Raw genomic sequence first — 19,723 nt, 5'->3', positions numbered from 1 at the left:
CGGAGCAGCGCGTCGTCACTGGTCCACATCCTGTCGCCCGCCGCCCGCTGGTCGCTCTGCCTGGTGCCGTACCCGGAGGTGATCGCTAGGCTCCGCGTCATGAAGGTTCGGAAAGCGATCGTGTCGGGGCTGCTGGGCCTCACCTTCCTGGCGGGTTGCGGCGTGACTGGTGTCTGGGCCGTCTCCGGGGGGCTCTACGGCTGCACCTTCAGGGACGAGGAGTTGACAGACGAGCTGGCGACGTTCGCCGTCCTCGATGTCCGCCCGCCGGATGCACGGAAGTCGGGCAAGCGCTACTCGTCTTGTGACGAGGACGACGGCTTCGCCGACGCCGGCCAGCACTATGAGCACACCGGCACCCGCGAGGAGTTGCTCGCCTTCTACCGTGCCATGGCGGCGAAGGACGGATGGCAGCCGGGCCGTGACAGGCGCGATGACGGCCTGTGCTTCTCCAAGCCGTACGGCGCTGTCACCGCCTATCTGTCCGTGTGGTTCCCAAGCTCCTACGACATGGAGGGGGAGCCTCGGGCCAACGCCAAGGAGTACGGCCTGGATGTGACCGCGAGCCACGATGGCTCGGCGTGGTGCTGACGGCCCGGCCGTGAAGAACGGCTGATCGGGCGGTTGACACCGGACCCGCGACCCACCGGGGGAGTCGCGGGTCCGCGTGCGTCGTGGCGCGCCGGCGGTGCGCAGCCGGTCGCTTCGGCAGGACGTCCCTGCCGGGCGCCGGGCAGTTCGGGGTCCGGCCCTCCGCCCCGCTCACTCCGGCTGGTGCTCCGGCGGACCGAAGTCGGGACTGCTGAAGTCCGGGCTGCTGTACGTCGGTCGGATCCCCGAGGAACCCTCGCTCGGGCTGGAGAAGTCCGGTCCGCTGTAGCCGACCTTCGGTATGCGCGGGGTGCGCTGCTGCGGCGGGGAGAGGGTGGGTGCGGCGTCGGGGTCGGCCAGCGCGTCGCGCAGGAAGGGCAGGATGCCGCGTTCGAGCAGCGCTCTGCGCCACGCCGCCCTGGCCAGGGACAGTTCGTCGTCCGCTTCCCCGCCGCCCGGATCGTCCGCCGCGGTGTCCGTGGCGCCGTTGCGCAGTGCCGTGACGAGGATCCCGGCGGCCGCGCAGAGCAGTCCGGCGGCCGCGACGGCGCCGAAGAACCAGCTCGCCGTCAGGAGGGTGTCGGCGAAGACGAGCGCCGGGTCGATGACCTTCAGTACGGCCCCGACCAGCAGGAAGATCACCGCCGCCGCGCCCGCGAGCACGGGGGCGAGGACCGTGACGATCGCGACGATGCCCGCGCCCGGGCCGCTGGTCCCCGGGTCGCCGTCCCCCGCGAGGACGGCGCCCATGACCCGCGCGCCGGCCGGGGAGCGGCCCTCTTGGCGGACCTTCACGAAGTGGTCGTACTCGACCGCCGCGGCGGTCGTGATCAGCGCTGTCGCGCTCAGGGCCATCGCGCGCAGCTGTGCGATCGTGAGCCGTTTCCCGATCTCGGCCAGATCCGGACGGTCGTGTGCGGTGCGCAGTGCGTCGTCGAGGAGGCGCTCGTACTCGGCGCGGTCCTCGGTCAGCAGGTGCGGAGCCACGTTCATGTGCATCCCCCGATGCTCCGTAAGGCCGGGTTGACCGCGGAAAACGGGCAGTTGGGCGGAAACGGAGGAGAGCCTGCTACTGGTGGTCCGATGGTATTGCCGTTACGCCACAGGGTGACAGGGGGTTTCCGGAAATCGCCTTCCCCGGATGCGCAGGGTTATGCCTCAGTCCTGCAGCGGGAGTTGGACGACCAGCAGCTTTCCGGCCATGGTCACTCCGCCGTCCATGGCGATCGCCAGACCGTCGGCGTAGACGTGCGGACCGTCGACGACCGGGTCCGAGCCGCTCTCGCCGTCCTCGGTGCCCACCTGGCCGAGCAGGTACGGGATGGGGCTGTGACCATGCACGACGCGGCGGCCGCCGTAGGTGCCGAGCAGCTCCTGCACGGCCTGGGGGCCGGCGTCGTCCCGGAAGGCGAAGCGCTTGGTGAACTTCCGGAACAGGTCCCAGACCTCGTCCGCGTCGTTCCGGGTCAGGATCTCGTGGACGGTCTCGTTGACGTCCTCGATGGTGTCGCCGTAGTCGAGGTACGCGGTGGTGTCGGAGTGCATCAGGAGATGCCCGTCCTCCTCGACCACGGCGTCGAGCCGGGACATCCACTGCAGGTGGACGTCCTGGAGGCGGTCCATGTCGTACTTCTGGCCGCCGTTCAGCAGCCAGGCGGCCTGGAAGGTGGCGGTGCCCGCGCCGGAGTTGACGGGCGTGTCGGCGAAACGCTTGGCGCCGATCAGCAGGAGCTCGTGATTGCCCATCAGGGCCTTGCAGTAGCCGCCCGCGGCGGCGGCCTCGGCGGACAGGCGCATGACGAGGTCGATGACGCCGATGCCGTCGGGGCCGCGGTCGGTGAAGTCGCCGAGGAACCAGAGGCGGGCGTTGCCCGCGGCCCAGCGGCCGTCCGCGTCGATGAGACCCTGCTCGCGCAGCGCGGCGAGGAGTTCGTCGAGGTAGCCGTGCACGTCCCCGACCACGTAGAGCGGTCCGGGGCCGTCACCGGCCGCCGGGGCCGCTGCGGGGGACGCCTCGGGCTCGACCTGGACCTGCACGGTGTCCCCGCGGTTGATCACCGGGAGGTCGCGTTCCGTGGGGGTGTACCCCTCGGGCATCTCGCTCTCGGGGAAGGCGTTGCCGGGGTGGCCCGTGGCGACGGCGACGATGGACGAACCGGACCCGGCGACATGGCCGAGATGCAGGGTCGGCGCCGAAGGGCTGTGCACGGGCCGGTCGGCCTCGGGAACGGCGCCGTCGGCGCCGGTACCCTCGGCCGGCTCGACCACGGAGCCGCCCGTGGGCGGCTCGGCGGCCTGGCCCTGCACGGGTACCCGGGCGTACGGCGGTACGCGGAAGTCACGCAATGTCGCCGTGCGCACCACGGGTTCCTGCCCGGCCCCCTGAGTCATCGACCCCTCCACCACCGTCGCGATGCCCTGCACATCACGGACTCACCTGGTCGGGGTGGTCCACGATGTCGTGCGCCCATCATAGGAATGAGGGTCCTCCTGTGTGACGCACCAGGGGTGATGAATCCGGGTCCACTCCGGGTTCACCGGTTGTTTCGCCCGAATTGGGAAGGTCCAGGCCAGGGAAGGTTCCTGGTCGGGCTCGTGTTTCGGGTCGGATCGTGGCGGCACGGAAGGGCGCCTGCCGTGGGAAACGTGCCGGTCCCGCGCGCCCCGGAGCTCCGCGCGCCCGCCTGTCCGGCCGTTTCCGGAGCAGCGTCACCGGTTCGTGGTGCGTGATCCGGTGACGCTGTGCTTCCGGATCCCGCCGGGGGATTCGGACGACGGCGGTTCCGCCGGGGTCCTGTCCTCGAGGAGATCAGTCCTTCGAGGGCGACCGGGGCGGGCTGACCGTGGTGCGCGGCGAACGCCTCTGGGAGGACGTCCGCACGATGAGCTCCGTCGGTATGACCCGCTCGATCGGTCCGTCGGCGTCGATTCCCTCGATGGCGTCGATGAGGAGCTGGACGACGGCCGTGCCGATCCGGCGCGGCTTGAGCGAGAGGGTCGTGATGGGCGGTTCGGTGGTGGCGTAGACGGTCGATTCGCTGCAGCAGACCAGCAGCAGATCGTCCGGTACCCGCAGTCCGTAGCGGCGGGCCGCGGCGAGCAGGTCCGTCCCGTTGGGGTCGAAGAGTCCGTAGACGGCGTCGGGCCGGTCCGGGCGGGCGAGCAGCCGGTCGGCCGCGACGGCGCCCGCGCACGGGTCGTGCGCCGGATAGGCCTCGTAGACGGGGTCCTGTCCGACCCGCTCGCACCAGTCGAGGTACGCGGTGGTGGACAGCCGGGTGTACGTGTCGGTGGTGGTGCCGGTGAGGAGGCCGATCCGGCGGGCGCCGGCGGCGGCGAGGTGGTCGAGGAGGTCGAGGACGGCGGCTTCGTGGTCGTTGTCGACCCAGGCGGTCACCGGGAGGGTGCCGGCGGGGCGCCCGTCGGAGACGACCGGCAGGCCCTGGCGGACCAGTTCGGTGACGACCGGATCGTGGTCGGAGGGGTCGATGACGACGGTGCCGTCGAGGGCGACGTTCGACCAGACGTCATGGCGGGAGGTGGCGGGCAGGATGACCAGGGCGTAGCCGCGCGCGAGCGCGGCCGAGGTGGCGGCTCTGGCCATCTCCGCGAAGTACGCGAATTCGGTGAAGGTGAAAGGTTCATCCCCGTAGGTCGTCACGGTCAGGCCGATGAGGCCCGACTTGCCGGTACGGAGCGTGCGGGCCGCCGCGGATGGGCGGTAGCCCAGCCGGTCTGCGACCTCGCGGACGTGACGGCGGGTGGCGTCCGGGAGCCGGCCCTTGCCGTTGAGCGCGTCGGAGACGGTCGTGATGGAGACTCCGGCGGCGGCGGCCACGTCCCGGATGCCCGCTCGTCCCTGCCGGCTCCCCCGGGTCTGTGCCCGGCTCACCTGGTGCTTCCCTGCTGCTGTCATGGCGAGCCGATAGTAGGGCGAGGGCGGGTGGTTGGGACGGTCGCATATGCACGCGTTGACAGGCACGTTTCTGCATGATCATTAAGCGTCAATCGCCTTGGAAATCAAAGGCGTTGGGGGTTCCGGCGTGGGACCTGTGCTTGTCGACGCGGATGAGCCTGCCAAGGGGGGCAGGTCTCGAAGAGGTCTCAACTCACCTCTACGGGGGATGCGCGCCACGGCGCCCGCCACCGGCGCGCGCCACCCGGGCCCGCGCTCCCTCGGTTTTCCACAGCGTGTCCCGTCCGTTGTCCACAGCCCATTCGCAGCGGAGGCGAATCCTCATAAGGTGAGGAGTATTGGTGGTACGGACGGTCGAGGAGGACCACAGTGAGTGCAGTGAGCGAGACCGGCGGGACGAGCGCGGGCGGCCCGAGGCTGCGCGCCGTGCTGGACGGCATCCCCACCTACAAGCCGGGCAAGCCGGCCGCCGCGGGCGGACCGGTCGCCTTCAAGCTGTCCTCCAACGAGAACCCGTACCCGCCGCTGCCGGGTGTCATGGAGAGCGCGCTGGCCGCCGCCGCCCAGTTCAACCGGTACCCCGACATGGCCTGCTCCGGCCTCATGGAGGAGCTCGCCGAGCGCTTCGGCGTCCCCGTCTCGCACCTGGCCACCGGCACCGGCTCGGTCGGCGTCGCCCAGTCGCTGATCCAGGCGACGGCCGGCCCGGGCGACGAGGTCATGTACGCCTGGCGGTCCTTCGAGGCGTACCCGATCATCACGCAGATCAGCGGGGCGACCCCCGTGCAGGTGCCGCTGACCGACGGCGATGTGCACGACCTCGACGCGATGGCCGAGGCGATCACCGAGCGGACGCGGCTGATCTTCGTCTGCAACCCGAACAACCCCACGGGCACGGCGGTCCGCCGTGCCGAGCTGGAGCGCTTCCTGGACCGGGTGCCCTCCGACATCCTGGTAGTCATCGACGAGGCGTACCGCGAGTTCGTCCGTGACGCGGACATCCCCGACGGGATCGAGCTCTACCGTGACCGGCCGAACGTCGCCGTGCTGCGCACCTTCTCCAAGGCGTACGGCCTGGCCGGACTGCGGGTCGGCTTCGCGATCGCCCACGAGCCGGTGGCCGCGGCGCTGCGCAAGACGGCGGTGCCGTTCGGGGTGAGCCAGCTGGCTCAGGACGCGGCCGTGGCGTCGCTGCAGGCCGAGGACGAGCTGCTCGGGCGGGTCGGTTCGCTGGTGGCCGAGCGCGAGCGGGTCCACGCCGGGCTCGTGGCCCAGGGCTGGACCGTGCCGGACACCCAGGCCAACTTCGTCTGGCTGCGGCTCGGTGAGCGGACGATGGACTTCGCCGCGGAGTGCGAGCGGCACGGTGTGGTGGTGCGGCCGTTCGCGGGTGAGGGCGTGCGCGTCACGATCGGTGAGTGCGAGGCGAACGACCTGTTCCTGAAGACGGCGGAGGGCTTCCGCCGGGAGGCCTGAGGGCTGTCCCGTCACGCGCGGTGGGTCGGCGCAGCGGCGTCGGCCCTCGGCCGGGTGCGGAGCGACGAGGAGCCGCCCGGGTTCCGTCCGGGCGGACGGGGCACCGCTACTCGTGGACGGCCTCGACACGGATCGGGTCGCCGTCCCTGACGGTGGCCAGGACGCCAGGGTCGCCGTCCAGCGCGCCCAGCAGGTTGCAGGGACTGGCGAGCCGGCACTCGCCCGCGAACTCCGCCCGCGGTGATCCCCAGCCCTGGGAGATGGGCGTCGGTCCGAAGGGGAGGGCGAGCGCGTCCCCCTCGGTCCAGAAGGCCACGGTGCCCGGCGCCACCACCTGCCGGGCGCCGGCTTCGACGACGGCGGAGACGGGTGTGTCGAAGTAGACCTCCTCGCCCCAGGTCCGGGCGGCGGAGGAGATCGGGAGAACCCCTGCGAGCGCCTTGCTCGTGGGGGTTTCCTCAAGGGTGGCCGTGGTCTGTCCGGCCGGCCAGGAGATGCGTATCCGAAGGCTCATAGCCCGGATTCAACAATATGTTGAAGTTCTTGGGAAGAGGTGGCCTTCGTTAGGGGGGACCCCCTTGCCGATACGGATTTCGTATGAGACATAATGCTTGTGAATGTGAACGCGTTCACAAGCGTGTCCCGGTTTGGGTCGGGATAGGTGGCATTCAAGGGGCAGACTGCCCCTCGTGACCACGGCGTGTAAGGAGAAGTTGACGTGGACCTAGCTCTGGCGCCAGAGACCTTGGCGCGCTGGCAGTTCGGCATCACGACCGTCTACCACTTCCTCTTCGTTCCCCTGACGATCTCGCTCGCCGCGCTCACCGCCGGACTGCAGACCGCCTGGGTGCGCACGGAGAACGAGAAGTACCTCAGGGCGACGAAGTTCTGGGGCAAGCTCTTCCTGATCAACATCGCGATGGGTGTCGTCACCGGCATCGTGCAGGAGTTCCAGTTCGGTATGAACTGGTCCGACTACTCCCGCTTCGTCGGTGACATCTTCGGGGCGCCGCTCGCCTTCGAGGCGCTGATCGCGTTCTTCTTCGAGTCCACGTTCATCGGTCTGTGGATCTTCGGCTGGGACAAGCTGCCCAAGCGGATCCACCTCGCCTGCATGTGGATGGTGTCGATCGGCACGATCCTCTCCGCGTACTTCATCCTGGCGGCCAACTCCTGGATGCAGCACCCGGTCGGCTACCGCATCAACGAGGAGCGGGGCCGGGCCGAGCTCACCGACTTCTGGCAGGTGCTCACCCAGAACACCGCCCTCACGCAGTTCTTCCACACCATGACGGCCGCCTTCCTGGTGGGCGGCGCGTTCATGGTCGGCATCTCGGCCTTCCACCTGGCGCGCAAGCGGCACATCCCGGTGATGCGGACCTCCCTGCGCCTCGGCCTGATCACCCTGATCATCGCCGGCCTGGGCACCGCGATCAGCGGCGACCTGCTCGGCAAGGTGATGTTCAAGCAGCAGCCGATGAAGATGGCCGCCGCCGAGGCGCTCTGGGACGGCGAGGCGCCCGCACCCTTCTCCGTCTTCGCCTACGGAGACGTGGAGAAGGGCCACAACTCGGTCGCCATAGAGATCCCGGGACTGCTGTCCTTCCTCGCGAACGACGACTTCAGCTCGTTCGTCCCGGGCATCAACGACGTCAACAAGGCCGAGCAGGAGAAGTACGGGCCCGGCGACTACCGGCCCAACATCCCCGTCGCCTACTGGGGCTTCCGCTGGATGATCGGCTTCGGCATGGCCTCGCTGGGCATCGGCATGCTCGGTCTGTGGCTCACCCGGAAGAAGTTCCTGCTGCCGCCGGGGATGCGGACCGGTGAGGACGAGGTGCCGAACCTGGTCCTGTTCAAGCGGAAGGCGCTCAGCCCCCGCCTGACCAAGTGGTACTGGATCATCGCGCTCTGGACCATGCTCTTCCCGCTGATCGCCAACTCCTGGGGCTGGATCTTCACCGAGATGGGCCGCCAGCCCTGGGTCGTGTACGGCGTGCTGCGCACCAGGGACGCCGTCTCCCCCGGTGTCTCCCAGGGCGAGGTCCTCACCTCGATGATCGTCTTCACCCTCCTCTACGCCGTACTCGCCGTGATCGAGGTCCGCCTCCTGGTGAAGTACGTCAAGGCCGGACCGCCCGAGCTCACCGAGTCCGACCTCAACCCGCCCACCAAGATCGGCGGGGACGACCGTGACCCCGACCGGCCCATGGCCTTCTCGTACTGAGACTCAGGAGATCGAGGCATGGAACTCCACAACGTCTGGTTCGTACTGATCGCCGTCCTCTGGATCGGCTACTTCTTCCTCGAGGGCTTCGACTTCGGGGTCGGCGTCCTGACCAAGCTGCTCGCCCGCGACCGCGCCGAGAAGCGGGTTCTGATCAACACGATCGGACCCGTCTGGGACGGCAACGAGGTGTGGCTGCTGACCGCCGGAGGCGCGACCTTCGCCGCGTTCCCCGAGTGGTACGCGACGCTCTTCTCCGGCTTCTACCTGCCCCTGTTGATCATCCTCGTGTGCCTGATCGTGCGCGGTGTCGCCTTCGAGTACCGGGTGAAGCGCGCCGAGGAGAGCTGGCAGCGGAACTGGGAGCAGGCCATCTTCTGGACCTCGCTGATCCCCGCCCTGCTGTGGGGTGTCGCCTTCGGCAACATCGTGCGCGGCGTGAAGATCGACGCGCAGAAGGAGTACGTCGGCACCCTCTGGGACCTGCTCAACCCGTACGCGATCCTCGGCGGCCTGGTCACGCTCACCCTCTTCACCTTTCACGGGGCGGTCTTCGCCGCCCTCAAGACCGTGGGGGACATCCGGGTCCGGGCACGTTCGCTGGCCCTGAGGCTGGGACTGGTCACGGCCGCGCTCGCCCTCGGCTTCCTGGTCTGGACCCAGGCCGACAAGGGCGACGGCTGGAGTCTCGTCGCCATGCTGGTCGCCGTGGTCGCACTCGTCGGAGCGATCGGAGCGATCAAGGTGGGACGCGAGGGCTGGTCGTTCGCCCTCTCGGGCATCACGATCGCCGCCGCGGTGGCGATGCTCTTCCTGACGCTCTTCCCGAACGTCATGCCGTCCTCGCTCGACCCGGCGTGGAGCCTCACGGTCACCAACGCCTCGTCGAGCCCGTACACCCTGAAGATCATGACGTGGTGTGCGGCGATCGCGACCCCGCTGGTGCTGCTCTACCAGGGCTGGACCTACTGGGTCTTCCGGAAGCGGATCGGCACGCAGCACCTGGCCGACGCCGCACACTGATGTCCGCGGTACCTGCCTCTCCAGAGGGATGTTTCACGTGAAACCGATCGACCCGCGTCTGCTCCGGTACGCCCGGGCCACCCGCTTCTTCCTGGCGGCCGTGGTGGTCCTCGGTCTGGCCGGGGCGGCGCTGGTCGTCGCCCAGGCGATGCTCATCGCCGAGGTGGTGGTGGGGGCCTTTCAGGAGGACCTCGCGCTGTCCGGCCTGACCACGCCGCTCCTGCTCCTGGCGGGAGTCGCGGCGGGGCGCGGACTCGTCTCCTGGCTGACCGAGCTGGCCGCCCACCGGGCCAGCGCTGCGGTCAAGTCGGATCTGCGGGGACGGCTGCTCGCACGGTCGGCCGACCTGGGGCCGGGGTGGCTCAGCGGGCAGAAGGCAGGGTCGCTGGTCGCGCTCGCGACCCGGGGCGTGGACGCGCTCGACGACTACTTCTCCCGCTATCTGCCGCAGCTGGGTCTCGCCGTCGTGGTTCCGGTGGCGGTGCTGGCGCGGATCGTCACCGAGGACTGGGTCTCGGCCGCGGTCATCGTCGTCACCCTCCCGCTCATCCCCCTCTTCATGGTCCTGATCGGGTGGTACACCCAAGCGCGGATGGACCGGCAGTGGACGTTGCTGTCCCGGCTCTCCGGGCACTTCCTGGACGTGGTGGCGGGACTGCCGACGCTCAAGGTCTTCGGCCGGGCGAAGGCGCAGGCTGAGTCGATCCGCGCCATCACGTCCGAATACCGGCAGGCGACGATGAGGACGCTGCGGATCGCGTTCCTGTCGTCGTTCGCCCTGGAACTTCTCTCGACGCTGTCGGTGGCGCTGGTCGCGGTCGGCATCGGCATGCGGCTGGTCCACGGCGACCTCGACCTGTACACCGGCCTGGTCATCCTGATCCTGGCGCCCGAGGCCTACCTGCCGATCCGGCAGGTGGGGGCGCAGTACCACGCGGCGGCGGAAGGACTGGCCGCTGCGGAGGAGATCTTCGAGGTCCTGGAGAGTCCCGCGCCGCAGGGCGGCACGGCCGCCGTCCCGGCCTCCGTGGGTCTGGAACTCGAGAACGTGACCGTACGTCACCCGGGGCGGGCCGAGCCCTCGCTGGACTCGGTCTCCCTGACGGTGGCCCCGGGGGAGACGGTGGCCCTGGTGGGGCCGAGCGGGGCGGGCAAGTCCACCCTGCTCGATGTCGTACTGGGCTTCGCCACCCCGGAAGCGGGCGGCACGGTCAAGGTCGGCGGCGTGGACCTCGGCACGCTGAGCCTGGAGGAATGGCGCTCGACGATCGCCTGGGTGCCTCAACGGCCGTACCTCTTCGCGGGAACCATCGCGGAGAACGTGCGCCTCGCCCGGCCGGACGCCTCCGACGACGCGGTGCGGCGGGCGCTGCGGGACGCCGGCGCGGACGACTTCGTGGCCGAGCTCCCGGAGGGGGCCGGAACCCTGCTGGGTGAGGACGGTGCCGGACTCTCGGCGGGCCAGCGCCAGCGCCTCGCTCTGGCCCGGGCCTTCCTGGCCGACCGGCCGTTGCTCCTGCTGGACGAGCCCACGGCCGCGCTGGACGGGGAGACGGAAGCGGCCGTGGTCGACGCCGTCCGCCGTCTCGCACAGGGCCGCACGGTCGTGCTGGTCGTCCACCGTCCGGCGCTGCTCGCGATCGCGGACCGCATGGTGCCCATCGGCTTTGCCGGGGCCGCCGCGGCGGAGGCCGAGCCGGGGACCGCCCCCGGGACGCCGCGGCCGGTTTCCGAGCCGGCCGTCGAGACCTCCGTACGGGCCGGTTCGGCCGAGCCGGGCGCGGAACCCGAAGCGGCGACCGAGCCGACGGGCTACGCGGGCCGCGGCGCCCTCGCGCGGGTCCGAGCCATGGCCGGCGGACTGAAGGGGCGGATGGCCCTCGCCCTGCTGCTCGGCAGTCTGGCGCTCGGCTCCGCCGTGGGGCTCATGGCGGTGTCCGGCTGGCTCATCTCGCGAGCCTCCGAACAGCCGCCCGTCCTCTATCTGATGGTGGCCGTCACCGCCACACGGGCCTTCGGCATCGGGCGGGCCGTGTTCCGTTACGCCGAGCGCCTCGTGTCCCACGACGCCGTGCTGCGGATGCTCGCGGAGCTGCGCGTCGCCGTCTACCGGCGTCTGGAGCGCATCGCTCCCGCGGGGCTGCGCCGGACCCGGCGGGGCGACCTGCTGTCCCGCCTCGTCCAGGACGTCGACGCCCTCCAGGACTACTGGCTGCGCTGGTTGCTTCCCGCCGGCGCCGCCCTCGTCGTCGGGGCCGGCTCCGTCGGCTTCACCGCCTGGCTGCTGCCCGAGGCGGGAGCCGTGCTCGCCGCGGGCCTGCTGGCCGCGGGCGTGGCCGTCCCCGCCGCCGGCGGAGTGCTGGCCCGCCGGGCCGAGAGCCGGCTCGCGCCGGCCCGCGGAACGCTGGCCACGACGGTCGTCGACCTGCTCCGCGGCTGCGCCGAACTGACGGTCGCCGGCGCCCTGAACGACCGGATCGGCCGGGCCCGGGCCGCCGACCGCACCCTCACCGCCATCGCCTCCCGGCAGGCCGCCGCGACCGCACTCGGCGCCGGCCTCTCCGCGCTCGCCTGCGGTCTGACGGTCGCCGCCGCGGCCGTCGTGGGCGTCCAGGCCGTCCACGACGGCCGGCTGGCCGGAGTCACCCTGGCCGTCGTCGTCCTGACACCGCTCGCCGCCTTCGAGGCCGTCACCGGGCTCCCGCTCGCCGTGCAGTACCGCCAGCGCGTGCGGCGCAGCGCCGAGCGGGTCCACGAGGTGCTCGACGCGCCTGTGCCCGTACACGAGCCGGAGCACCCCGCCTCGCCTCCGAAGAGCCCCTTCCCGGTGGAGGTCGCCGGCCTCTCCGCCCGTCACGCGGGCCAGGAGCGGGACGCGCTCAGCGACTTCACGCTCACCCTGGAGGCCGGCCGCCGGGTCGCCGTCGTCGGCTCGTCCGGATCGGGCAAGACGACCCTCGCCCAGGTACTGCTGCGCTTCCTGGACGCCGGATCGGGCACCTACCGCCTCGGCGGGACGGAGACGTCCGCGCTCGACTCCGACGACGTCCGGCGCTTCGTCGGACTCTGCGCGCAGGACGCGCACACCTTCGACAGCTCGCTCCGGGAGAACCTGCGCCTCGCGCGTCCCGGCGCTCACGACGACGAGCTGCGGACCGCCCTGCGCCGGGCCCGGCTCCTCGACTGGGTGGACGGGCTGCCGCACGGCCTCGACACCCTGGTCGGAGAGCACGGCTCGCGGCTGTCCGGCGGCCAGCGGCAGCGCCTCGCCCTCGCCCGGGCGCTCCTCGCGGACTTCCCCGTCCTGGTGCTCGACGAGCCGGCCGAGCACCTCGACCTGGCCACGGCCGACGCGCTCACCGACGATCTGCTGCGGGCCACCGAGGGACGCACCACCGTACTGATCACCCACCGCCTGCGCGGACTCGACGCCGTCGACGAGGTGGTCGTCCTCGACGAGGGGCGCACCGTGCAGCGCGGAACGTACGCGGACCTCGCCGGGGCCGAGGGGCCGCTGCGCCGGATGCTGGAACGGGAGCGGGAGAGCGACCGGCTGCTCACCGCGCCGCGTTAGGTCCTGGCCGGGCGGTCTTCGAGGACCGGCCCGCGGCGTCGGATGTGGTGCGTCGCAAGGCGGAGGACCGCCCTCGTACCGGGTGTACTCGGGCGACTCCGACAACGCCGCGAGGGGGCGTCTCGGCGGACGGTCCTCGGGTGACGAGATCGAGCGGCCGACTTTTCTCGCCAAATCGGACTTACTAGGCTCAAGGCCATGACCGCCGCCGTGCCCGACCTGCCGGACCCCCTCGAAGCCGCGACCCAGGCCACCCGCAGCCTGCAGGGTCTGTCCACGGAGCTCACCGCACGGGTGCCGCAGCTCCTGGAGGCCATGCGCTCGGTGGGCACCGGGCTCGAACTGCACTCCACCCTCGACCGGATCTGCGAGACCGCGGCCGAACTCGCCGACGCCCGCTACGCCGCCATCGGCGTCGTCGACGAGGAGGGCGACGGCCTCTCCGACTTCGTCACCCACGGCGTGGACGAGGACACCGCCCGCCGGATCGGGCGGCGCCCCGACGGCCATGCGGGGCTCCTCGGCGCACTCATCCGCGAACCGCAGACCATCAGGCTGGCCGATCTGTCGAGCGATCCGCGGGCTGCCGGATTCCCGCCCGGGCACCCCCCGATGCGGACCTTCCTCGGGGTGCCGATCCGGGTGCAGGGCGAGATCTTCGGCAACCTCTACCTCTCCGAGAAGCACGACGGAGGGGAGTTCAACGACTACGACCTCCACATGGTCCGGGTCCTCGCCACCGAGGCGGGGATCGCCATCGGCAACGCCCGCCTCTACGAGGCCGCGCGCCAGCGCGAGCGGTGGATCGACGGCTCGGTCGCCGTCACCACCGCCCTGCTCTCCGGCGGCGACGCCGACGACGCCCTGGCGGTGGTCGCCGAACAGGCCCGCCGCCTCGCCGACTCCGCCGCCGGAATCGTGCTCCTGCCCGCCGGAGAGGAGGGCGGTCTGGAGATCGTCGCCGTCTCCTCCGACCGGCCCGCCAAGTCGCTCGGCGTCGTGATCCCGCCGGAGAGCCCGGTGGTGGAGCGGCTGCTCGCGGGCGAGGCGGTGTTCGTGGACGACGCCTCCACCGACCCCCGCATGCTCAGCCGGCTGGCGGACCAGTACGGGCCCAGCATGCTGCTCCCCCTGCACAGCGGGGGCAAGGTCCTCGGCGCGCTCGCGACCCCCCGTGCGCGGGGCGCCCGTCCGTTCACCGAGGCCGAGCGCACCCTCGCCACGCAGTTCGCCTCCCAGGCGGCTCTCGCCCTGATGATGGCCGACGCCCAGCGCGACCGGGAGCGGCTCGCCGTCTACGAGGACCGCGACCGGATCGCCCGCGACCTGCACGACCTCGTCATCCAACGGCTGTTCGCCACCGGGATGATGCTGGAGAGCGCCCAGCGCAAGTCGATCGTGCCCGCCGTGCGGGACGGCGTCGGCAAGGCCGTGGACGAACTGGACGTGACCATCCAGGAGATCCGTACCGCGATCTTCGCCCTCCAGCAGGGACCGGCCGAGGCCCCCTCCGGGCTGCGGACCCGGGTCCTGCGCGAGATCAACATGGCGGCCGTGCCCCTCGGCTTCAAGCCCGCACACCGCTTCCTCGGCCCGGTCGACGCGACGGTCGGCGAGCTCACGGGGAAGAACCTGGTGGCGGCGCTCCGCGAGGCCCTCTCCAACGCCTTCCGGCACGCCTCGGCCACCCGGATCGAGGTCGTCGTCGACGCCGGCGCGGAGCTTCCCGACGGATCCTCCGCGGTCCGGCTCTCGGTCGCCGACGACGGCGTCGGCATCCCCCAGGGCGGCCGGCGCAGCGGGCTGCGCAACCTCACGCGGCGCGCCGAGTCGCTGGGCGGATCGAGCTGGTGCGGCCCGGGCATCGGTGACGACGGAGGCGGCACGACGGTGTTCTGGCAGGCCCCGCTCTAGGGTCCTGCCGGGCTTGCGCCAGGACACCTCGCCAGGACACCCCTAGGGAGTGACCTGCCGATCCTGCCGGCGGGCACCGGCTGGACGCCGCCGGGGCCCGCCATGCCGACCCGCGGCGCCGCCGGCCTACGCCCCGGCCTGCGACGCCGCGCGGACCTCTTCGAGGATCTCCTCGACCACGACGGCCACGCCGTCCTCGTTGTTGCCCGCCGTACGGCCGGAGGCGGCGGCGAGGACGTCCGGGTGGGCGTTGCCCATCGCGTACGAGCGCCCCGCCCAGCGGAGCATCTCGATGTCGTTGGGCATGTCCCCGAACGCGACGACCTCGTCCGCGGAGATGCCGCGCTCGGCACAGCAGAGGGCCAGCGTGGACGCCTTCGAGACCCCGAGGCCGCTGACCTCCAGCAGGGCGGTCGGACTGGACCGGGTGAAGGAGGCCAGTTCGCCCGCGGCCGTGCGGGCCACGGTCAGGAAGGCGTCGGGGTCGAGCTCCGGGTGCTGGGCGAGCAGTTTGAGCACGGGGGCCGCGGCGCCGGGCGCCTCCTCGTACAGCAGCTTCTCCGCGGTGGCGACCGTCGCGCCGGGGTCGAGGAAGAACGGGGGGTAGTCCGGCTCGTAGTGGATGCCGGTGGTGAGCTCGACCGCGAAGGAGGTGCCGGGGGCGGCGGCGCGCAGGGTCCGCACGACGGCGAGCGCGACCTCCCGCTCCAGCGGGCGCACCTCAAGAAATGTTCCGCCTGCGTGCAGGTCGACGACCGCGGCCCCGTTGGCGCAGATGGCGAGCCCGTGGCCGTGCACGTGGTCGGCCACCACGTCCATCCAGCGTGCCGGCCGTCCGGTGACGAAGAAGACCTCGACGCCGGCCTCCTCGGCGGCGGCGAGCGCCGCGACCGTGCGCTCCGAGACGGACTTGTCGTCGCGCAGCAGAGTGCCGTCGAGGTCGGTGGCGATCAGCCGGGGGGTCCGGGCGGCGGGGCGCTGAGTTCGGGGTGTGGTCACCGATTCATTCTTCCGCACCCCGTGCACGGGCGTGCGCGGGGGCGCACATCTGAGAGGGACATTTCCGGCCAGGGTGGCCGGTCCGGCCATGCCGGGTGTCCGTACGGCGGCGTAGGGTCGTGCGTATGCGTCTGAGCACCGTCATCCTTCCCTCCCGTCGCTGGCACGAGGGCGGCCGCGATCAGTGGCTGCGCGCCGAGCAGCTCGGCTTCCACACCGCGTACACCTACGACCACCTGTCCTGGCGGACCTTCCGGGACGGCCCGTGGTTCGGTGCCATACCGACGCTGACCGCCGCCGCGGCCGCCACCGAGCGACTGCGCGTCGGCACGCTCGTCACCTCAGTCAAGCCTCGTTCACCCATCGCGGACTGACCTGGTCGTTGATGTGCGAGAGGAACGACCATGGCCACGCCCTTCGGTCTCCTTCGCTCAGGTCGCCAGATGCTCCACGAAGATCCCGATGAGGATCCGGTCGCCGTGCTCGGCGATCGGCAATGAGAAGTGGACCCTGTCGCGATCCCAGAGCCGCTTGCCGTGCCACTCGCATCGATAGGTGCCATCGCCGTATCTGACGTTGCGCTGCTCCCACGCCTTCGCGTTCTTCTTCGTGTTCGGGCTCTCAGGCGAGATATCCAGGCCCAAAGCACTGAACCTCCGGACAACCTGTGTCTGGTCGCCGCCGCATTCAGCCAGCATCCGGGCGAAGTGGTCGTCGATCGCCCCCAGCAACTTCACAAGCCATGGCAGGACTTCGGTGTAGGCGCCCTTGAAGTGGTGCAGACGCAGAGAGTCCGCGAACAACAGCCGGGGGAACGCGTCCTCTGTGATGGTGAAGAAGTGCTCGGCTGGCACGTTCTCGTGGGTGAGGACACCACGCCAGAAGATCGGTACGTCGTCAGGGTGTCGTAGAACGTGCAACTTCACCTCGTCCTGGCCAGCCTCCGTCGTCCGCGTGACGGTGACCCATCCGGACGGCCAGTCGGGTTCTGTGGCGTAAGGCACCAGGAGACAGGACATAGCGCGGCCCATCGCGGCCCGTGCCAGGGCGTGGGCCGTACCCCAGGATGGTTCCTGCCAGGAGCCCTCGGCTACCCGGGCCGGCTGGGGCAGATCCGCCTCGTCCGGTATTACGCACCGACACTTACTCACCAGTTGCTGCAGCAGAGCCCGCTTGTCACGTGGTAGCCCTCCGTCCGGGGAGTACAGGGCGTCGATCAGCGTGACCGAGGGGCGGCACTCGACGTCATACGCGGGCTCCATGAACGCGGCTTTGCGGCCGTCAGCAAACGGTTGGAGGACTTCCACAAGGACGTCGAGGGCGTCTCGCAGACCGGAGTCCGTCAGCTCCCGCCAGTTGAAGCACTCCTCCGCGACTACGACGCGATAGTCGTCGGCATCGAGGGCAGCGGAGGCACCCAATAAGTCCTGCTCGGTTCCCTTTCCGTTCCTACCTGCCGCGTTGGGCACGAGCCAGCCTCCCGAGGTCGGTCTCGATCTGGTCGAAGAAACCGCTGGGCCAATAGCTGAGTTCGCCCTTGTCATTGACGTCGATGGACAGGGTCTGGTCGTGATCGAAGTAGTGGGTGATCATGTCTGCCGCTGGGAGCGAGCGATCCTGCGCGACGGCGAGTCGGGCTCCGTTGAGGACGTGATCGCTGTGCGTCTCCACCACGACCTGTACCCCGCTGCCCGCCACCCGCGCGAGGAACCGGCCCAACCGGGACTGTCCCGCCGGATGCAGATGCGCCTCGGGGTTCTCCACGATCAACAGATCGCCTGGCTCTGTGAGTAGCCCCGCGACGATGACCGGCAGGGCGTAGGAGATGCCGAACCCGGTATTGACTGGGCGGATCTCCTCGCCGCTCAGCCCCGTCTCTCCGAACCGGATCGTCGTGGCCATGATTCCCACGGCGACCCGTGCAGTGATCTGGAGAGGACGGATGATCTCGGAGGCCCACGATTCGGCCTGGACCCTCAACTGCGGTCCTGCAGAATCTGGGTGGTGCAATGCACCTCGGACCGCCCTCCGAGTACTTACCGCGCGGGACTCGCGCAGTGCCAGCACCTGCGCGGTGAACTCACCCCGCACTCCGACTCCGATCCGGTCGGGCTCCTCGGCGGACACCGACAGCGTGTCACGGGGGCCCAGACGCTCGGCGCACAGGTAGGTGAAAGCGGGGTCTGTGACAGCGGACCCGATGCCCGGCACGTGCGCCACTGGGAGCCGCCGCACATCAAGGTGCAGTGCCTGCTCGGCGTCAGGCAGCCCGAAGCCATACACCCATGACTCGCCGTCCGGGCCGCCCAGTCGAATGCTGATCTCACGCGCGTCGGTCGTCCAGTTCAGCACGTCCCGGGCCTCGCCGAGAGCCAGCCCGAGCGGGCCATTTAGCCGGATCGTGGCACCTGCCGCTGCACCTGACGTACCTGCCAACCTCGCCAGCAGCAGGGACTGGATCAAGGTGCTCTTGCCACCGCCGTTAACTCCGGTCAGGACCGTGAAAGGACGCAGGCCAAACGACGCCGATTCAAACCGCTTGAAGCCCCGAATCTCCAAGGAAGTGATCACAGGCCGGCTCCCGCGTCCGCCACGGCGGCCTTGAAGCGGTAGTCCACCCTAAACCGGTCGGCGGTGGAGGAGGTGATGGCGTTGAGGTACGTGACGTCGGTGGTCATCCGCCCACGGGCCGCCTTCACAATGGCTGTTCGACGTGTACGCAGGTCGGCAGTCGTGCAGTCGGGGTCGGCCAAGGCCATGGACCAGCTCTCGAACATGGCACGGTTGATCGGGCGACGGTAGTCGTCACCCTCCGGCCACTTGCGGAAAGCGTGCTCGCCGAAGACGAGATACGCATGAGTCATCGCCCGCTCGAAGGCGGCCTCCAGCTCAGTCACCTGCTCATCTGGGACCTGCTTCGGATCATCCAGCATCTCGGTGGCGTCCATCAGGAACTGCTCCATGAAGGGCCGCTCCTGGTAGGCCAAGACCCCCTTCAGCCAGAACGCGGCGAACCGCAGGGCCATCTCCCGATCATTCATCCGGATGTGATCGGTGAGGCGGCCCCCAGTGGCCTTCGCAAAAGCATCCGTATGAGTCATCCGGTGCAAGATGCCCCTGCTACGCGGGCTGCTCATGCAGTGGCGGATCTCTTGGGCGTTGAGCGGGGTTCCGCCTGTGTTGATGCGCTTGAAGATCTCGTACGTGACCCCGCGCGGCGTCGTCGGGTCGATCACGTTGACGATCAGCTGGGTGTTGTTGATTCGCCGCTGGGACGGTACAGGGAGATCACTGAAGCGCATGTCCTTCAGATCGTTCAGGTGTTCCAGCTTTCCAAGAGCGAAGCCGCTGTCTCCACCCCGGACGAACGCGTGTAGCGTCGACAGCCGCTGAAGGCCGTCGACAACGCGGAAAGAACCGTCCGCGTCCTCCGCGAAGTAGAACGCGGGCAGCGGGATCTGGAGCAGCAGCGACTCGACCAGCAGGGACTTTTGGTCCGTCCGCCAGACCTGCAACCGCTGGAAGTCCGGAGCGAGCTCGATGGAACCCTCGTCGATCTGGTCGAGGATGTTGCGCAAGGAGAACTGGCTGGTGTTCACCCGGATCTGGTCAGGGTTCCACGGCCGCTGAATCTGGGTGGTGTCCTCGCCCGAGTCCTCGACCTCGATACCCGTGGCGTGTCCATCAAACACGTCCTCCACCACGTCCGGAGTCGTCTGCGTGCCGTCCATAGCCATGCAGGCCATTCTATGGGCCAACAGCCCAGGCCGAAGGAGTTTGCTGACCTCCTCCGCTTTACCCGACAGGACGTGACACTTGCCGCTGGCGAGGGCGAAGAACCTATTCACGGACAGGACCGGGCGGCGAACGGTGCGATGGATTCTTCGCCCGTGAGGCGCCCACCGTCGCCTGGAGTCGCTCGGGTGCGACACAGGGTGACCGTCCCGGTCTCCAGCGGCTGCTGTCGGATCGGGCGGCCAGGTCGGGTGGTGCCTCATCGAGG

At 70.2% G+C, this 19,723-nt stretch carries 14 protein-coding genes and 1 pseudogene; 7 read left to right on the top strand and 8 right to left on the bottom strand.

What is annotated here, in order from left to right:
- The first annotated feature begins 99 nt into the window (after nucleotides 1-99).
- Nucleotides 100-591: a hypothetical protein gene (locus tag ACE1OA_RS17250; protein ID WP_432753020.1), complete on the top strand. Its 492-nt coding sequence runs from the start codon at nucleotides 100-102 to the stop codon at nucleotides 589-591.
- Nucleotides 592-762: 171 nt separating this feature from the next.
- On the opposite strand, the gene ACE1OA_RS17245 is transcribed toward ACE1OA_RS17250, so the two are convergent.
- The 3 genes from ACE1OA_RS17245 to ACE1OA_RS17235 all read right to left on the bottom strand — a co-directional run bounded on the left by ACE1OA_RS17245 (nucleotide 763) and on the right by ACE1OA_RS17235 (nucleotide 4,507).
- Nucleotides 763-1,590 carry a hypothetical protein gene (locus ACE1OA_RS17245; protein ID WP_432753019.1) on the bottom strand — a complete coding sequence of 276 codons (828 nt, stop codon included), beginning with the start codon at nucleotides 1,588-1,590 and terminating at the stop codon, nucleotides 763-765.
- A 159-nt stretch (nucleotides 1,591-1,749) separates the two neighbouring features.
- Complete coding sequence (locus ACE1OA_RS17240; protein ID WP_432753018.1) at nucleotides 1,750-2,982, bottom strand: metallophosphoesterase; 1,233 nt, start codon at nucleotides 2,980-2,982, stop codon at nucleotides 1,750-1,752.
- A gap of 418 nt (nucleotides 2,983-3,400) precedes the next feature.
- Entirely contained in the window at nucleotides 3,401-4,507 is a 1,107-nt protein-coding gene (locus tag ACE1OA_RS17235; RefSeq protein ID WP_356601288.1) for a LacI family DNA-binding transcriptional regulator, read from the bottom strand.
- 378 nt (nucleotides 4,508-4,885) lie between these two features.
- Here ACE1OA_RS17235 and hisC point away from each other — a divergent pair, with 378 nt between their 5' ends.
- Nucleotides 4,886-5,983 (top strand): histidinol-phosphate transaminase, encoded by a 1,098-nt coding sequence (hisC, locus tag ACE1OA_RS17230; RefSeq protein WP_356601413.1) that lies wholly within the window; start codon nucleotides 4,886-4,888, stop codon nucleotides 5,981-5,983.
- Nucleotides 5,984-6,089: 106 nt separating this feature from the next.
- Here hisC and ACE1OA_RS17225 read toward each other — a convergent pair whose 3' ends face one another.
- Nucleotides 6,090-6,497, bottom strand: coding sequence for a cyclophilin-like fold protein (locus tag ACE1OA_RS17225; RefSeq protein ID WP_386540724.1), 408 nt, complete (start codon nucleotides 6,495-6,497; stop codon nucleotides 6,090-6,092).
- A gap of 204 nt (nucleotides 6,498-6,701) precedes the next feature.
- On the opposite strand from ACE1OA_RS17225, the gene ACE1OA_RS17220 reads away from it, so the two are divergent.
- The 4 genes from ACE1OA_RS17220 to ACE1OA_RS17205 all read left to right on the top strand — a co-directional run bounded on the left by ACE1OA_RS17220 (nucleotide 6,702) and on the right by ACE1OA_RS17205 (nucleotide 14,721).
- Nucleotides 6,702-8,210: a cytochrome ubiquinol oxidase subunit I gene (locus ACE1OA_RS17220; RefSeq protein ID WP_356601286.1), complete on the top strand. Its 1,509-nt coding sequence runs from the start codon at nucleotides 6,702-6,704 to the stop codon at nucleotides 8,208-8,210.
- Between the two features lie 18 nt (nucleotides 8,211-8,228).
- Entirely contained in the window at nucleotides 8,229-9,233 is a 1,005-nt protein-coding gene (cydB, locus tag ACE1OA_RS17215; protein WP_384867909.1) for a cytochrome d ubiquinol oxidase subunit II, read from the top strand.
- A 37-nt stretch (nucleotides 9,234-9,270) separates the two neighbouring features.
- Nucleotides 9,271-12,807, top strand: coding sequence for a thiol reductant ABC exporter subunit CydD (gene cydD, locus ACE1OA_RS17210; protein WP_386540725.1), 3,537 nt, complete (start codon nucleotides 9,271-9,273; stop codon nucleotides 12,805-12,807).
- Between the two features lie 198 nt (nucleotides 12,808-13,005).
- Nucleotides 13,006-14,721 (top strand): GAF domain-containing sensor histidine kinase, encoded by a 1,716-nt coding sequence (locus ACE1OA_RS17205; RefSeq protein WP_384867913.1) that lies wholly within the window; start codon nucleotides 13,006-13,008, stop codon nucleotides 14,719-14,721.
- A gap of 126 nt (nucleotides 14,722-14,847) precedes the next feature.
- On the opposite strand, the gene ACE1OA_RS17200 is transcribed toward ACE1OA_RS17205, so the two are convergent.
- Entirely contained in the window at nucleotides 14,848-15,720 is an 873-nt protein-coding gene (locus ACE1OA_RS17200; protein WP_356601282.1) for an HAD family hydrolase, read from the bottom strand.
- Between the two features lie 119 nt (nucleotides 15,721-15,839).
- On the opposite strand from ACE1OA_RS17200, the pseudogene ACE1OA_RS17195 reads away from it, so the two are divergent.
- Nucleotides 15,840-16,085: pseudogene (locus ACE1OA_RS17195) on the top strand (LLM class flavin-dependent oxidoreductase); the annotation flags it as partial.
- 66 nt (nucleotides 16,086-16,151) lie between these two features.
- On the opposite strand, the gene ACE1OA_RS17190 reads toward ACE1OA_RS17195, so the two are convergent.
- From ACE1OA_RS17190 to ACE1OA_RS17180, 3 genes are read right to left on the bottom strand one after another with little or no spacing between them, the layout of a single operon-like run.
- Nucleotides 16,152-17,189, bottom strand: coding sequence for a hypothetical protein (locus ACE1OA_RS17190; protein WP_432753017.1), 1,038 nt, complete (start codon nucleotides 17,187-17,189; stop codon nucleotides 16,152-16,154).
- Nucleotides 17,170-18,291: an AAA family ATPase gene (locus ACE1OA_RS17185; protein ID WP_071267660.1), complete on the bottom strand. Its 1,122-nt coding sequence runs from the start codon at nucleotides 18,289-18,291 to the stop codon at nucleotides 17,170-17,172. The genes ACE1OA_RS17190 and ACE1OA_RS17185 overlap by 20 nt, the downstream gene beginning before the upstream one ends.
- A complete protein-coding gene (locus ACE1OA_RS17180; protein ID WP_432753016.1) occupies nucleotides 18,288-19,457 on the bottom strand; it encodes a DUF262 domain-containing protein in 1,170 nt (389 codons plus the stop codon). The genes ACE1OA_RS17185 and ACE1OA_RS17180 overlap by 4 nt, the downstream gene beginning before the upstream one ends.
- Between the last annotated feature and the right edge of the window lie 266 nt (nucleotides 19,458-19,723).

Origin of the sequence: Streptomyces sp. JL2001 (genome assembly GCF_050917515.1) — a bacterium.
Lineage (GTDB): Bacteria > Actinomycetota > Actinomycetes > Streptomycetales > Streptomycetaceae > Streptomyces.
Note: the sequence above shows the minus strand (reverse complement) of the source record. Positions and strands in the feature narration are given on the sequence as shown.

Coding starts and splice junctions, on each gene's coding strand:
- ACE1OA_RS17250 (WP_432753020.1), top strand. CDS start 100: ATGAAGGTTCGGAAAGCGATCGTGTCGGGGCTGCTGGGCCTCACCTTC.
- ACE1OA_RS17245 (WP_432753019.1), bottom strand. CDS start 1,590: ATGCACATGAACGTGGCTCCGCACCTGCTGACCGAGGACCGCGCCGAG.
- ACE1OA_RS17240 (WP_432753018.1), bottom strand. CDS start 2,982: ATGACTCAGGGGGCCGGGCAGGAACCCGTGGTGCGCACGGCGACATTG.
- ACE1OA_RS17235 (WP_356601288.1), bottom strand. CDS start 4,507: ATGACAGCAGCAGGGAAGCACCAGGTGAGCCGGGCACAGACCCGGGGG.
- ACE1OA_RS17225 (WP_386540724.1), bottom strand. CDS start 6,497: ATGAGCCTTCGGATACGCATCTCCTGGCCGGCCGGACAGACCACGGCC.
- cydB (WP_384867909.1), top strand. CDS start 8,229: ATGGAACTCCACAACGTCTGGTTCGTACTGATCGCCGTCCTCTGGATC.
- ACE1OA_RS17205 (WP_384867913.1), top strand. CDS start 13,006: ATGACCGCCGCCGTGCCCGACCTGCCGGACCCCCTCGAAGCCGCGACC.
- ACE1OA_RS17180 (WP_432753016.1), bottom strand. CDS start 19,457: ATGGCTATGGACGGCACGCAGACGACTCCGGACGTGGTGGAGGACGTG.